The organism is Pseudomonas sp. S1(2024) (genome assembly GCF_046557535.1).
Map to the genome: position 1 here is coordinate 1 of NZ_JBKGFP010000067.1, position 13,377 is coordinate 13,377.

11 protein-coding genes and 1 pseudogene are annotated in these 13,377 nt (G+C 58.8%); 2 read left to right on the forward strand and 10 right to left on the reverse strand.

Annotation, left to right across the window (positions count from 1 at the left end; translation table 11 throughout):
- On the reverse strand, positions 1-1,204 hold a 1,204-nt coding region (locus ACLCGK_RS18330), incomplete at its 3' end, for an IS1182 family transposase (RefSeq protein ID WP_410952627.1).
- A 733-nt stretch (positions 1,205-1,937) separates the two neighbouring features.
- Here ACLCGK_RS18330 and ACLCGK_RS18335 point away from each other — a divergent pair.
- Complete coding sequence (locus tag ACLCGK_RS18335) at positions 1,938-2,759, forward strand: CmcJ/NvfI family oxidoreductase (RefSeq protein ID WP_284384071.1); 822 nt, start codon at positions 1,938-1,940, stop codon at positions 2,757-2,759.
- 101 nt (positions 2,760-2,860) lie between these two features.
- Here the strand turns inward: ACLCGK_RS18335 and ACLCGK_RS18340 are convergent, their stop codons facing one another.
- A complete protein-coding gene (locus tag ACLCGK_RS18340; protein ID WP_410952610.1) occupies positions 2,861-3,829 on the reverse strand; it encodes an LLM class oxidoreductase in 969 nt (322 codons plus the stop codon).
- A gap of 470 nt (positions 3,830-4,299) precedes the next feature.
- Positions 4,300-4,695, reverse strand: coding sequence for a lactoylglutathione lyase (gene gloA / locus ACLCGK_RS18345; RefSeq protein WP_284384075.1), 396 nt, complete (start codon positions 4,693-4,695; stop codon positions 4,300-4,302).
- A gap of 220 nt (positions 4,696-4,915) precedes the next feature.
- Between gloA and ACLCGK_RS18350 the strand changes: the two genes are divergently transcribed.
- A complete protein-coding gene (locus ACLCGK_RS18350) occupies positions 4,916-5,788 on the forward strand; it encodes a LysR family transcriptional regulator (protein ID WP_410952611.1) in 873 nt (290 codons plus the stop codon).
- 149 nt (positions 5,789-5,937) lie between these two features.
- Here the strand turns inward: ACLCGK_RS18350 and ACLCGK_RS18355 are convergent, their stop codons facing one another.
- The 7 genes and pseudogenes from ACLCGK_RS18355 to ACLCGK_RS18385 all read right to left on the reverse strand — a co-directional run bounded on the left by ACLCGK_RS18355 (position 5,938) and on the right by ACLCGK_RS18385 (position 13,184).
- On the reverse strand, positions 5,938-7,719 hold the full coding sequence (locus tag ACLCGK_RS18355; RefSeq protein ID WP_284384079.1) for a monovalent cation:proton antiporter-2 (CPA2) family protein: 1,782 nt from the start codon (positions 7,717-7,719) through the stop codon (positions 5,938-5,940).
- A 227-nt stretch (positions 7,720-7,946) separates the two neighbouring features.
- Positions 7,947-8,450 carry an Hsp20/alpha crystallin family protein gene (locus ACLCGK_RS18360; RefSeq protein ID WP_410952612.1) on the reverse strand — a complete coding sequence of 168 codons (504 nt, stop codon included), beginning with the start codon at positions 8,448-8,450 and terminating at the stop codon, positions 7,947-7,949.
- Between the two features lie 26 nt (positions 8,451-8,476).
- Positions 8,477-8,848, reverse strand: coding sequence for an Hsp20/alpha crystallin family protein (locus ACLCGK_RS18365; protein WP_284384082.1), 372 nt, complete (start codon positions 8,846-8,848; stop codon positions 8,477-8,479).
- A gap of 27 nt (positions 8,849-8,875) precedes the next feature.
- Entirely contained in the window at positions 8,876-9,331 is a 456-nt protein-coding gene (locus tag ACLCGK_RS18370; protein ID WP_021782314.1) for an Hsp20/alpha crystallin family protein, read from the reverse strand.
- A gap of 189 nt (positions 9,332-9,520) precedes the next feature.
- Entirely contained in the window at positions 9,521-9,991 is a 471-nt protein-coding gene (locus ACLCGK_RS18375) for a phosphate-starvation-inducible PsiE family protein (RefSeq protein ID WP_284384086.1), read from the reverse strand.
- A gap of 59 nt (positions 9,992-10,050) precedes the next feature.
- Positions 10,051-12,822 (reverse strand): annotated as a pseudogene (gene clpK, locus ACLCGK_RS18380) (heat shock survival AAA family ATPase ClpK).
- A 104-nt stretch (positions 12,823-12,926) separates the two neighbouring features.
- Positions 12,927-13,184, reverse strand: coding sequence for an Hsp20 family protein (locus ACLCGK_RS18385; protein ID WP_410952613.1), 258 nt, complete (start codon positions 13,182-13,184; stop codon positions 12,927-12,929).
- Positions 13,185-13,377 lie beyond the last annotated feature (193 nt).

A 13,377-nucleotide genomic window follows, 5' to 3' on the forward strand; every position in this document is an offset into this window, starting at 1 on the left:
CTACCGTTTCATGCTCCCAGCGCTTCAACCGGCGTTCCTTACCCGTCGTACACTGCTTCTGCATGGAGCAACTTTGGCAGCCAGAGAACCCGTAGGAGTGCAGCAACATGCCGTCCTCGATCGAAGAGTGCCTGCGGGTCAGTAGCCGACCCGCAGGGCATCGGTATTCATCCGATGCAGCAATGTAGATGAAGTCCTGCTTACCGAATCGGCCTTGCGCTTTGCTGCTTGATGTCAGCGGCTTCGGGACAAAAGTGGTGATCCCGGCCTGCTCGCAAGCAAGGATTTCCGGACCTTTGTAATAGCCTCGGTCGGCTACCACTGTCAGCGACTCAGCGCCGATCTCTTCGCGTGCCAGGTTCGCCATATTGCTTAGCTGCGTTCGGTCATTGCCAACATTGGTGACTTCATGAGCAATGATCAGATGGTATTTGTCATCGACTGCTGTTTGTACGTTGTAGCCAACCGTGCCAGTACCTCGGCCACTCGTGGCCATTGAGCGTGCATCAGGATCGGTAAGAGAGATTTGCTGATCTGGGCTGGCGTGAAGCTGCGCTTCAATGTCCTTTAGCTTTGTCATCTGCTGTTTCAGCTTTTCTATTTTTTCGCTCAGCCGTTCAGCCTTGGCCTCGGCGACCTCGGGCGCCGCCCGATCCGCCGAATCCAGCGCCGCAAGATAGCGGTCAATGCTCTGCTCGATCTGCTGCATGCGCGCCTTGATCTTGCCCTGGGTGAAGTTGCGGTCGCGGTTATTTACGGCTTTGAATTTGCTGCCGTCGATGGCAATGATCGACTGGGAGAAAAGATTGAGGTTGCGGCACAGCACTACGAATTGCCGGCACACGCCGCGAATAGCTTTACCGTTGTCTCGACGAAAGTCAGCAATCGTTTTGAAGTCAGGAGCCAACCGGCCCGTTAACCACATCAGCTCGACGTTGCGCTCTGCCTCGCGCTCAAGCCGGCGGCTGGACTGAATCCGATTGAGGTAGCCATAGATGTAGATTTTCAGCAGGACTGCTGGATGGTAGGCCGGACGACCCGTAGCAGCCGGATCGACACCCTCGAATCCGAGCGCTCCGAGGTCGAGTTCATCGACGAAAACGTCAACCACTCGAACAGGGTTTTCTTCGGTGATGTAATCATCCAGGCACTCCGGCAGCAGCGTGACTTGCGTCCGGGCCTCACCCTCAATGAACCGCTTCATGATCGTCCCCGCCACGATCTCGACGATCAGAAGGTTAGATAATCGCAGGTTTTTTTCACAGCCTGGGTCGATAGCGGTCATGCGCAACCGGCCGCTTTCGACCCCAAAGGCGTGGCTTTTCAGCACACAAAGAGCGGGACCACTGAAAACGTCGTTGCGCCAATCTGTTTGCACTTCCTCCACTCAGCATGTGCTGAGCGCCCACCAAAGATGGACACTCAGTGATCTACTGCGCCGCTGGCACCCATACCAGTCTGCCCGCTCGAGCCAGGTAAGCAGGCCGACCTGCTGGTGCTCGACGGCTCCCCCATGGCGGCATATGTCGTTCATGGTGAGATCCACCATTTGCAGGGCCGGGGCTAATCAGCACGCACCTGACTGGAACACGCGCTGTCAATTGGGCAAACCATTGAAAATGGGTGCTAACGAAGCTTCCGCCGCAGACACGCAGGTCATGCTACACGGCATGTACGTGAACAGCAGTGGTGCCATCCTTTCGACTCACGAAACGGGGGAAGGCCTGGGCAAGTATCCGCCTCTTGCAGATTCCAAGCTTTCTCCTGCTGACAGCAAAGTTGTGGATGGCCACTTGTCACTCTTGGAGGGCTTGCGCCTGGAGGGCATTTAATGCGTCTGTTCGAGGGCATATGATTGAGAGCGAGCCTACATGCCAGCCACATCGCCGCCACAGCGCCACCACGCCGAGTACGGCCAGCAGAACGGGAGGCATTACTTGAAATGCACAACTGATATGCCCGATAGCGTTCTCACGAAACTCACCTACCTGGTCAGGCAAAATGCAAAGCCCTATATACATACCGAGGCTTTGACCGGTGACAGTGAGGCTCACTACTTTGCCGAGCAGGAGGAGCGCGAAGTCAAGATACAAAACGGACGTCCGTTAGCCGACAGCCTTTCACTGGACAAGCAGGGGTTTGAACTCCACCGGCGAGAGACGGTGGTAGACGATCTCTACGACGATACCTCGGTAGTAAAGGTCTACTATGACGAGATAAAGGCCTTGATCAAGCAATTGACGGGCGCGAGCCGGGTCGTGATCTTCGACCACACCAGGCGCAGTGACGCCGAACGGCGGGATTTTCGCGGCCCAGCCAGCCGTGTGCACAATGACTACACCGAACACTCGGGGCCTGAGCGTATCCGCGAAGTACTGGGCGCGGAACAAGCCGCCGCAATGGCAGCGATGTCAGTCGCTCAGATCAACGTCTGGCGCCCGATAAGCGGCCCTGTCAAGCGCTCGCCGTTGGCGGTGCTGGACGCCTCGACGCTCGACCCCAATGATCTGCTGGCTACCGACTTGGTCTATCCGGATCGCATCGGGGAGATTTATCACCTCGCCTACAATACTCACCAGCGCTGGTACTATTTTCCGGAGATGCGCCGTGACGAAGTCTTGCTGATCAAGGGTTATGACTCGCGTCACGACGGCCGTGCCCGCTTCACCCCCCATGCCGCCTTCCAGCTCCCCCATACGCCGCCGGGAGCCCCGCCACGCGAAAGTATCGAAGTTCGTACCCTGGCCTTCTTTCACTAGGTATTGGTCACCGGGTGTGGCGGCGGCCATGTCGCCGTCTCGCGCCCGGCGCGGTGACCGGATAGAAAGCTCGGGGCGTAGCATTCGTGCCCCGTGCCGCCTCACGTAGACAGGATGAAGTCAGGCAGAACGAACTGACCGAGCTCCTCGAGGACCTCGCCAGCGGGGCGTTGCCCGTACTTCAAGTTGATGATCACATGGTTGACGCCGATCTCCTGTAAGTGTTGCAGCAGTGAGATCAGATGATATCGCCCTAATTGATAGCCGAGGTGGATCGGTCGAGGGGGTATCTGCGAGTTGTCCGTCAGGTCGATGTATAGCGACTGGGTGAAGGGTTTGAACAGCTCACCACATTCGGTACGCACTGCAGTGCGCCAGTTCTCGACAATCAGTTGCTGAGTCTTCGGCGCACGCGGATAACTGATCCAGCCATGACTGCAGCGGGCAATCCAATCCAGCGTCTGGCGGCTATGACCGGTGACGAAGAATGGAATTTCCGCTGTGGTCGGCTTGGGAATCAGATCGCAGCCCTCAAGCGTGCCGCCGGACCAGATCAAAGGCACGAAACTGCTGCGCTGAACCTGGCGAAATACCTCTAGGTATTCGCGGAACATTCTGTCACGCTGCTCCGGGTCTACACCGAATGCGGGAAACTCTACAGGTCGGTCCCCGGAAGCCACGCCTAATAACAGGCGGCCACCACTGAGTTGATCTACACTGGTGGCCGCCTTCGCGGTGTGAAGAGGGTTGCGGATTGGCAGGATGACCGAGGCGGTACCCAGCGCAATCGAATGCGTGTGTGCCGCCATGAAACCCAGGTAGACCCAAGGATCGAAGACCTGACCGGTATCACCGAAACTAGGGTCACGTAACGGTACATCGCGAAACCAAAGGGCAGCGAAACCTAGCTTTTCGGCTCTTTGGGCCAGGCTCACCTGGCCAGCCATACTCGGCATATCATCGCTAAAGGCTTCGAGGGGGAGGAAAAGGCCCAGGCTCAACCGACCTTGACGGTAAGTGCGCTGAAAGCCCGGTTGTCGCTGATAGGGAATGGAATTCGGAGTGAACATGCGCCCTCCTACTTACATCAGAACCTGGATGAGGGTGCTGAAAAAAAACTGGGTATGTCCTATGACAACGGACACCTTCGCCACTTCGTTAGGTATCGTGTATGCGCACCGCGTCGGTTTCGACCCCCAACGCGCCCAGCGTCAGCACGGCTTGACGGCCGAGCTACAGTGCGGATTAAAGGTTTCCCGCCCTAGGTAGTCGGCATCGTGTATGAACCGCTCAATGTGTCAGAGCGGTCACCATCACCGTGATGGAGCTTGAGACCAGAGGGCTCCACGGTGCGAATCAGTTGCGGATTTACATCGATATTCTAAAGTTTAGCTCCCTGTGCGAGCGGCGCCTGACAAGCAACCCGACCTGTACGGCCAACAGCTATGATGAGTTCAGGGCCTTGAAGACCGAGCTTCGGTAAAGAGCACAAAAGCACTTTCGCCACTCCAAGCCCTGCCTCGCGCCTTCCCTCGCTTGATCAGTCGAATTGCGTGCCTTTTTGTATCAGCTCGACCTTGTACCCGTTGGGATCTTCAATGAACGCGATTATTGTGCGTCCATGTTTCATGACACCTGCTGGTCGAGGAACACGATATCCCATGATAGCAGCACGGCTGCACACAGCTTCTGCATCCTCAACCTCGATAGCTACATGCCCGTAAGCATCGCCAATCTCATAGCTATCTTGTCCCCAATTTCGCGTCAGCTCCAGAACAGCAGTTTCTGTCTCCAGGCCATATCCGAGGAAAGCAAGGGTGAATTTGCCCTCCGGATAGTCTTTGCGTCTCAAGAGGCTCATGCCGAGCACTTTAGTGTAGAAGTGAATGGTTTTATCCAGATCCACCACACGTAGCATGGTATGTAGTATGCGCATCGATTCTCCGCTGCAGCTTCAGCCCTTCGCAAGGCCAACATTTCCTAGAAGGCTTTCCCCGACAACGACGAAAGTCCGTGCATCCAGGCCCTACCACCGCAAGCCCATGAGGCTAGGCTGTCGAGGTGATTGGATGCGTTTGCCCGGGCAATGTTAAGCTGACACACGCATCACTAAAAGTGATCAGATGTGAGCTATGCCATCACAAAAGGAGAGCATCTTGAAGCTTTCACAGCTTGGTTTTTTTTGCGCTGTCGTAGAGCACGGTACGATAGCCGCAGCAGCTGCACAGCTGCATTGCGTGCCCTCGAACATCACAGCAAGACTGCGAGAACTAGAAACTCAGCTCGGCGTCGTCTTGTTCAATCGCGAAAATAACCGGTTACTTGTCACCCCCGAAGGTAGGCTGGTCTACCGCAAAGCCAAACAGATCCTCGACCTGGCAGCTGAAACACGCTCGCTGTTTTCAACCGATTCCATGCATGGCGTGCTTCGCGTTGGGGCGCTTGACGTAGCGCTGGCCAATCATCTCCCTCCGCTTCTGGTACGGTACCGCCTTGAGGCGCCTGGGGTAGAACTGCACATCCGTCCGGAGCACTCGCTACTCCTGGAGCGGCTGTTGATGGATGGCGAGCTTGATTTGATCCTCACTGATGGCCCCATCGAGCATCCTTTGCTTGAAAGCCGCTTAGCGTTCCGTGAGCGCTTGTTGAGAGTTGTACCGAAGGCCTTTTCCTCGCCCACCCCGGAAGACCTGGCTGGGCTCGAACTGTATGTATTCGGTCGCACGTGTCACTACAGGCAACAGGTCGATAACTGGCTAGAACGCAGCGGCATCCAGCCTCGGGCGATACTGGAAATCGAATCGTATCCCAGTATTTTTGCCTGCATCGCACAGGAAATTGGCTTTGCTTGCGTGCCAGAGAGTTATATCGACCGTTTCGCGAGCCAGGCAGATACCTTTCAGGCCGATCATGTGCCGAGCCTGGATTCAAGCGATATCTATTTCGTCTGGCGAAAAAATCAGCAGTCGCCGTTGATCAAGAATTTCATCGAGGCCATTGATAATCACCAGGGCAAGGGCAATGTTTAATGTGCAATCCCCGCATCCCATGAAGATTTAATCTGTCTCGCCATCCAGGAAACTACACATCGCCCACGAAGCGGCAGAAAATAATCGCCCGCAGTTGTGTGCGTGCCTGCGATAGCGTGAGTGTGCGTATTGCCGTCAGGTTTTCATGCTCAATGAGCATCCCGTGCTTCAGGCTTCGGCGGATCAATGCGCTCGATATTTCCCAGGACCAACGCTCGCCCGGCAAATAGCCCCCCGGATGTTTCCAGGGCAAAACGTTCAGCATCGCGGGTGCGCACCTCGTCGGTCACCGCGTCGGCTTCGTGCGCTGAGGCACCCAGGGTCAGCACGGCCTGGTGGCCAAGCAGCAAGGCGGATTCAAAGGTTTCCCGCACGATGTAGTCGGCGTCGTGCTTGACCAGTTCCAACGCGTGCTCGCGGTCGAAGGCGCGCACCAGCACCTTCACCTGCGGGCAATAGTGCCGCGTGCTTTCGACGATGCGTGTCGCGGCCTTCTTGTCATTCACGCACACAATTATGGTACGGGCGTGATGGGCCCCGGCAGCATGCAACAGGTCGTGCCGGGCACCATCACCGTAATAGACCTTGAAACCATAAGGCTCGACGGCGCGGATCACCTCCGGGTCCATGTCGATGATCGAAAGCTTGGCGCCATGAGCGAGTGGTGCCTGGCAAGCGATCTGGCCGACACGACCAAACCCTATGATCAGGATATGGCCTTGGAGATTCTGTGCCGGCTCCACACCGGCCATGGAAACCGCCCGGGGCCGCGCGAATCGCTTGTACAACAGAAGGTTGACCGGCGTAACGGCCATGGACAACACCACGATAGCCGTCATGTTGGCGTTGATTTCGGCACTGACGACCTTGAGTTTCAGCGCTTCGGCAAACAGCACGAACGCAAATTCACCACCCTGCGCCATCAGCACGGCGCGGTCCAGCGCATCACCATGCTGGCTTTTCGCGAGGCGCGCGACCCCATAGATACACAGCGCCTTGACCATCATCAGCGCCAGCACGCCAGAGGTGATCAGCAGCCAGTTCGCGGCCACCACGTGCAGATCCAGCGCCATGCCGACGCCGAGGAAAAACAGCCCCAGCAACAACCCGCGAAACGGTTCTATGTCAGCCTCAAGCTGGTGGCGGAAGGTGGACTCCGACAGCAGCACACCGGCAACGAACGCGCCCATCGCCATTGACAGGCCGCCGATTTCCATCAGCAGCGCTGCTCCCAGCACCACCAGCAGCGCGGCAGCAGTCATCACCTCGCGCGCCCTGGCTTGGGCCAATACCCGAAACAGAGGGTTGAGCAACCACAACCCGATGACCACCAGTGCGCTCAGGGACAGCGCTGCGGTCGCCATGCGCTGCCACAGGGGGGAGCTGGGTTCGGGCACCGATGCAGTAGGTGCCAGAAATGCCACCACCGCCAGCAACGGCACTATCAACAGGTCTTCAAACAGCAGAATGGAGACGATGCGTTGGCCCCTCGGCTCGGTCAAGTCACCCCGCTCCGAGAGAACTTGCATGACAATCGCCGTGGATGTGAGCACAAAACCGGCCGCGCAAACGAATGACACCTGCCAAGGGAAACCAAAGGCCTTGCCGACGACGGTGAGCAGAACGGCACAGATCACCACCTGCAGGCTGCCCAGCCCAAAGATCTGCCCACGCAGGTCCCATAGATGCGAGGGTTTGAGCTCCAGGCCAATCACGAAAAGAAACATCACCACACCCAACTCGCCCACATCAATGATGGTGTGGGGGTCATTGATCACTTGCAGCCCGAAAGGTCCGATCATCATCCCTGCCAACAGGTAGCCCATCACTGAGCCGAACCCGATGCGCTTGAGCAGCGGCACGGCCACCACGGCGGCGGTGAGCAAAGTGATAACACCCAACAAAAGTCCTGCGTTGCCTTCAGCGGACATAGTCTCGACCTTCAGCCCTTTGCAGGACCGGTTATGGGAAAAAATCCGGATGAACTATCGCTGGGCGTCTCAGCTCGACAGAGAAGTGCAATGTCCATTGCAGGGGGCGGCTACCGTTCTTCCCGTTGAGCAACCGAAGAACTACCCGCCCGCGAGTTTTTCGCGGGCGGGTAGTTCAGGCGACGAGGGTTGTACCTTGTCTGCGCAAAGAACATGCAGTGGCAGTATCAACCCGAGCGGACCTCAATGCGCCGGCCACGCGCACGCTCTTCCTTGGGCAGTTCGACACGCAGCACACCGTTGCTGCATATGGCTCTGGCCTTCGCGGCAATGACCGGAGCGGGAAGCTGGAGGGCGCGGCGGAAACTGCCGAAGGTGCACTGCCGGACGCGATAACGCCCATTGCCCTGCTCCTGCTCGATGCGTTTTTCACCGCGAATGATCAAGGTATCGCCCAGCACTTCCAGATTCAGATCCTCCTTCACCATTCCGGGCACCTCGAGGCGAATGACGACCTGGTCGCCATCCTCGTAAAGATCGCCGGCCAGCAATCCCCAGTTCGAGGCAAGTGCCGGTGCTGAAGTAGCATCCTCCGAGACGCTCCTGCTCCGGTTGACAGGCGTGAAGCGCGTCAGGGCCTCGCTGGTGCGATCGCGAAGCTGACGCCAGCCCTCGCCCAGCGAATGCCAGGTTTCCTCCAGGCCATGTTTGAGTTCAGCTAGTTTGTCCATGGGTCGTCCTCCACACGCTCAAGGCCCTACTCGCTTTTCACGACGATCTTGCGCGGCTGGGCATGTGCATGTTTGGGAACGCGCACGTTCAGCACGCCGTCCCGTAGCTCAGCGTCGATCCGGGTCGTGTCCAGCTCGGAGCTCAAGGTGAAGGCCCGCCTGAATCGCGACAGCTGGACCTCAGCGTAGACGGCCTCCAACTGTTCGCTCAACTGCGGCATGATCTCCCCTTCCAGCACAAGCGTGTCACCGTCCACATTGACCACGAGATGGTCCTTGGGCACGCCCGGTAGGTCCGCAAACAGTTGGATTCCGTTTTCGTCTTCAAATACATCGACACGCGGCAGCAGTGTTTGGGTTTCAGTTTCGCCGAGCACGACCGCTTGCTTGTCGTTCATGGTGATTCCTCCTTCAAACCGTTGCTGTTACTGAATGGCTATGCGCTTGGGCTGCAGCGCTTCGCGCCGCGGTAGCGAAATGCGCAGAACACCGTCGCAACAGTGAGCTTCGACCTTGTCGGTATCGACCTGATCATTGAGGCTCACGGTACGCTTGAACCGTCCGGAAAAACGCTCGTTGGCGTACACCGAGCAATTGCCCTCCTGTGCGCTGCGCGCCGGCCGGCGCTCACCGGAAATCGACAGCAACCCTCGGTGAATCTGCAGATCGAGGTCGCTCGGGTCGACGCCGGGAACGAAGGCGTAGACCTCCAGGCTGGACGGCGTGCTCGCGACATTGATGGCAGGAAAAGCACCACTGGCCAAGGCACGAATACTGCCTGGGCGCCCCAGACCCGTTCCCAGCACATGTTGCAGTTCGCGCTGCAGCCTCTCGAACTCGGCAATGGGATCGCTCGACAGATTAAGAAGGGACTCGTACATGACAATCCTCCTTCAAGCTGACTGAAATGATCTCCAACAGGAGGCACGAAGCGCCGGGCTGCGGCCCCTGACGACGGAATTATGTAAGCGATTTCGAGGTTTTCAAGCCCCGGTTCGAACGAATATGGAATTACAGATCCGCGCTCTTTTTCCCCTTGAATCTTTGCCTTGGCGCCATTCACACAGAGCCTAGGCAACTCGATCATCGCGCTCACGCAACAGCCAATAGGTCAGCCCCAGGGCCAGGGTAGCGCCAGCGAGCGCCGCGACTTTGGCCGGGCTGACATCGGGATCAAGGATCACGATCTTGCGGGACAGCGCGATCAACCCGATCAACAGGACCGTCTTGACCTGAATGATGCTGTCACGGCGCAAGACAACGCGCACGATGGAATGCTTGAACTCCATCGCGATCAGCAGCGTCATGACCATGCCGAACACATGCTGGAAGATCCGGTGATCCAGCGGATTGAACGCTTCGATGATCAGCAGGCTGAAGACTATCTGGATCAGTTGCACCAGCGACACCACGATAACCACCGCGATCACCAGCGAAAGAATGTGGGCGACGATCTGCTCGAAACGCTCGTAAAACGTCAACACCGCCCACTCGCGACGCAGTCGCATGCGTGTGGTCTCAGGCTCATTGCTGTCCTTCATGCCTCACCTCTTCAGCAGCAAGATCATTGCAACGAGAAAGTGCAGCCTTCGGCAGCGCTTCACGCGTTTTCACTGTCGAGCTCTTTGACCGGCACGGCTTGCCGCCGGTCGAACCCGACCCGCTCCGCCTTGTCGTCCCAGCGCGCATGGGCCTGATCACCCTTGCCAATGCCGCCGCCGAGTATTTCACGCGCCAGTGCCGTCTCCAGCTCGCTGCGGATCAGTCGCTTGAGCTCGCGGGCACCGAATTCGGGTTTGTAGCCCTCTTCCGCCAAGTGATCGACCAGCGTCTCGTCGAACGTCAGCGTCACGCCCTGGCTCGCGGCATTACGGGCCACGCGATCGAGTTGCAGGCCGACGATGTGGCGGATCTCTTGCTTGCCCAGAGCATGGAAGACGATGATTTCGTCGATGCGGTTGAGGAACTCTGGGCGAAAGTGCCCGCGCAGCACGTCCATCACCTCGGCCTTGGTCTTCTCGTATTCCTCGCCAGCCGCTCCGGGCGCATTCAGCCGGCGCTGAATGATGTCGGAGCCCAGGTTGGACGTGGCGATGATAATGGTGTTGGTGAAGTCCACCACGCGCCCCTTACCATCGGTCAGTCGCCCGTCGTCGAACACCTGCAGCAGGATGTTGTAGACGTCGGGGTGGGCCTTCTCGATCTCGTCGAGCAGCAGCACGCTATAGGGCTTGCGCCGGACCTTTTCGGTAAGCTGGCCACCTTCGTCATAACCGACGTAGCCGGGGGGCGCGCCCACCAGCCGAGCCACGGAATGGCGCTCGCCATACTCCGACATGTCGATGCGCAACAGGGCGCCCTCGTCGCCGTAGATGGATTCCGCCAGCGCCTTGGCGAGCTCAGTCTTGCCGACGCCAGTGGAACCCAGGAACAGGAACGTGGCCACGGGCTTGTTACCTTCGCGCAGCCCCGCGCGCGACAGCCGCACCGCATCCGCCACAGCGCGTACCGCCTCGTCCTGCCCAACCAGGCGCTCATGCAGCCGCTGCTCCAGGTGCAGCAGTTTCTCGCGCTCCTCCACCGTCAGCTCATTGACCGGGATGCCGGTCAGCCGCGAGACGATCTGTGCAACGTGCTCCGCCTTGACTTCGGCGCTGCCCGAACCACGCTCGCGCTCCCAGTCCGCGACGCGCTCCTTGAGTTCGGCCTCCTTGGCTTCGATGCGCTTGCTGATCTGCGCCGCATTGTCATATTGCTTGCGGGAAGCCGCGTAGTTCTGCTCCCGGCGCAACTGGTGCAGTTCGGACTCCAACTCCTGCACCGCAACCGGGCGGGCCGTCGCCGACAGCTTCACGCGGGCGGCAGCCTGATCGAGCAAGTCGATGGCCTTGTCCGGCAGGAAGCGCGCGGTGACGTAGCGGTCGGACAGTTCGGCGGCAGCGATGATCGCGTCCTCGGTGATGCTGACCTTGTGGTGCGCTTCAAAGGTATCGCGCAGGCCGCGCAGGATCATGATGGTCTGCGCCACCGTTGGCTCGGGCACCATGACCGGCTGGAAACGCCGCTCCAGCGCAGCGTCCTGCTCGATGTACTTCTGGTACTCGTTGAGCGTGGTCGCGCCGATCAGGTTCAGCTCACCACGCGCCATCATCGGTTTGAAGACGTTGGCGACGTCCAAGCCGCCTTCTCCACCGCCCTGGCCTGCACCCACAATGGTGTGCACCTCGTCGATGAAGAGAATCAGCTCGCCCTGGTGCTCGGAGATTTCCTTGAGCACCTTGTGCACGCGTTCCTCGAACTCGCCCCGGTACTTCGCGCCGGCCACCATGGAATTGATGTTCAGCTCTACCAGGCGCTTGTCACGCAACGTCTCGGGCACCTCGCCGGCCACCATACGCTGTGCCAATCCCTCGACGATGGCCGTCTTGCCCACGCCAGGCTCGCCGATCAACACGGGGTTGTTCTTCTTGCGCCGCGCCAGCACCTCGATGGTGATTTCGATTTCCTGCGCGCGTCCGATGACCGGGTCCAGCTTGCCCTAACGCGCCATCTTGGTGAGATCGCGCGAATACTTGTCGAGCTCCGGCGTATTCGTCAGCGCCTCAGCGCGGCCATCCTCCGCCCCTTTGCCAATCACTTTGTTGACCCGCTGGCGCAGGGCCTGCGGCGTGAGGCCATAGCGGCGCAGCAAGTTGGCGGCCAGCCCTTCGCCCTCCTCTGCTAGCCCGATCAGGAGGTGCTCGGGTCCGACGTAAGCGTGGCCTAATTCATTCGAGGCGACAAAGGCGCGACTGAGCGCATCCTTTACGCGAGGCGACACGCCGATTTCTCCTTCAAACGGTTTGTCGCCGCGCTTGGCCTCGGCCTCGATCTGGCGTTTGAGGTCATCGACCTTGATCTTGAACTGGCTGAGGACGGTCTTCACCACGTCGCTGTCGGCCAGTGCCAGCAGCAGGTGTTCAGTATCGACTTCTGGCCGACCGAACTCCGTGGCACGCTTGGCAGCTTCCTGCAACAGGGACTCGGAGTGTTCGCTGATGCGGCTGGCCAGCCCGCTGCCGCGACGCCGCGGCGTGCCGGCCCCTGCGGGCGCAGGTTCGCCAGACGACGCTTCGGCCACATCATCGGCACCCGCGGCAACGGATACTGAGTCTCCTGGGTTGCGGAAGAAATCGCTGCCGATGAAATCCTCAAACAAACCGCTGCGCGAGCCGAAAAGGGCCTCCAGTGGTGAAAGGGTGCGCTTTTGCTGGCGCACCAATTGGCGATAGTGATCATCACACAACAGCATTGTGCTGTGGCGGCCATTGACCTTGGCTTCCACCCGTGTCGTGGCGGGTTGGCCACAGACCTGGCACTGTTTGCTGGCCATGCGGACGCTCCTTGAATCATTGTGGCGACGAAGTGGAGCCAGCCGCAGCTCCTCGTCTGCTGGTGGGCCTTCGTGACGACTGCTATGGAATCTCCAAGTCAGCTTCAATTCGGAATCAAACGGCTGTGCTTCGATGCACACGCTTCGCGCTCGTCGAAGATGATCGTCAGCAGCCCATTGTCGAATGGGCGTTTGATCAACACCTGATCGGCATCGTCAGGCAGGTTCAAGGGTCGCGGGCAACAGCCGTTGTAGCGTTCAGCACGAGGGAAGGCGCCCTTCTGCTGTTCTCGTAGCAAAAGGCGTGATCGGGATGTTCTTTCCTTGAGACCAGGCAATTCGAAGGAAAGCCAGCACTGCATCCGTGATGTCCAGCGCCCGCTTCAGCATGCCTGGCAGGTAAGCGCGGGAGGGCGCGCGCCGCAAACAGATGCGGCCAGCCCAAGGGAAGTTTGCAATACTCGCTAAAGTCTGCGCCTGGTAGTGCGGAAGTCAAGAAGTATCTGCGGTTTGCTCAGAGAAAGTCAGCGGACGGTGGTCAGGCCGCTGCAAGCC

Coding starts and splice junctions, on each gene's coding strand:
- ACLCGK_RS18365 (WP_284384082.1), bottom strand. CDS start 8,848: ATGAACGACAAGCAAGCGGTCGTGCTCGGCGAAACTGAAACCCAAACA.
- ACLCGK_RS18360 (WP_410952612.1), bottom strand. CDS start 8,450: ATGGACAAACTAGCTGAACTCAAACATGGCCTGGAGGAAACCTGGCAT.
- gloA (WP_284384075.1), bottom strand. CDS start 4,695: ATGCGCATACTACATACCATGCTACGTGTGGTGGATCTGGATAAAACC.
- ACLCGK_RS18375 (WP_284384086.1), bottom strand. CDS start 9,991: ATGAAGGACAGCAATGAGCCTGAGACCACACGCATGCGACTGCGTCGC.
- ACLCGK_RS18340 (WP_410952610.1), bottom strand. CDS start 3,829: ATGTTCACTCCGAATTCCATTCCCTATCAGCGACAACCGGGCTTTCAG.
- ACLCGK_RS18370 (WP_021782314.1), bottom strand. CDS start 9,331: ATGTACGAGTCCCTTCTTAATCTGTCGAGCGATCCCATTGCCGAGTTC.
- ACLCGK_RS18355 (WP_284384079.1), bottom strand. CDS start 7,719: ATGTCCGCTGAAGGCAACGCAGGACTTTTGTTGGGTGTTATCACTTTG.
- ACLCGK_RS18385 (WP_410952613.1), bottom strand. CDS start 13,184: ATGCAGTGCTGGCTTTCCTTCGAATTGCCTGGTCTCAAGGAAAGAACA.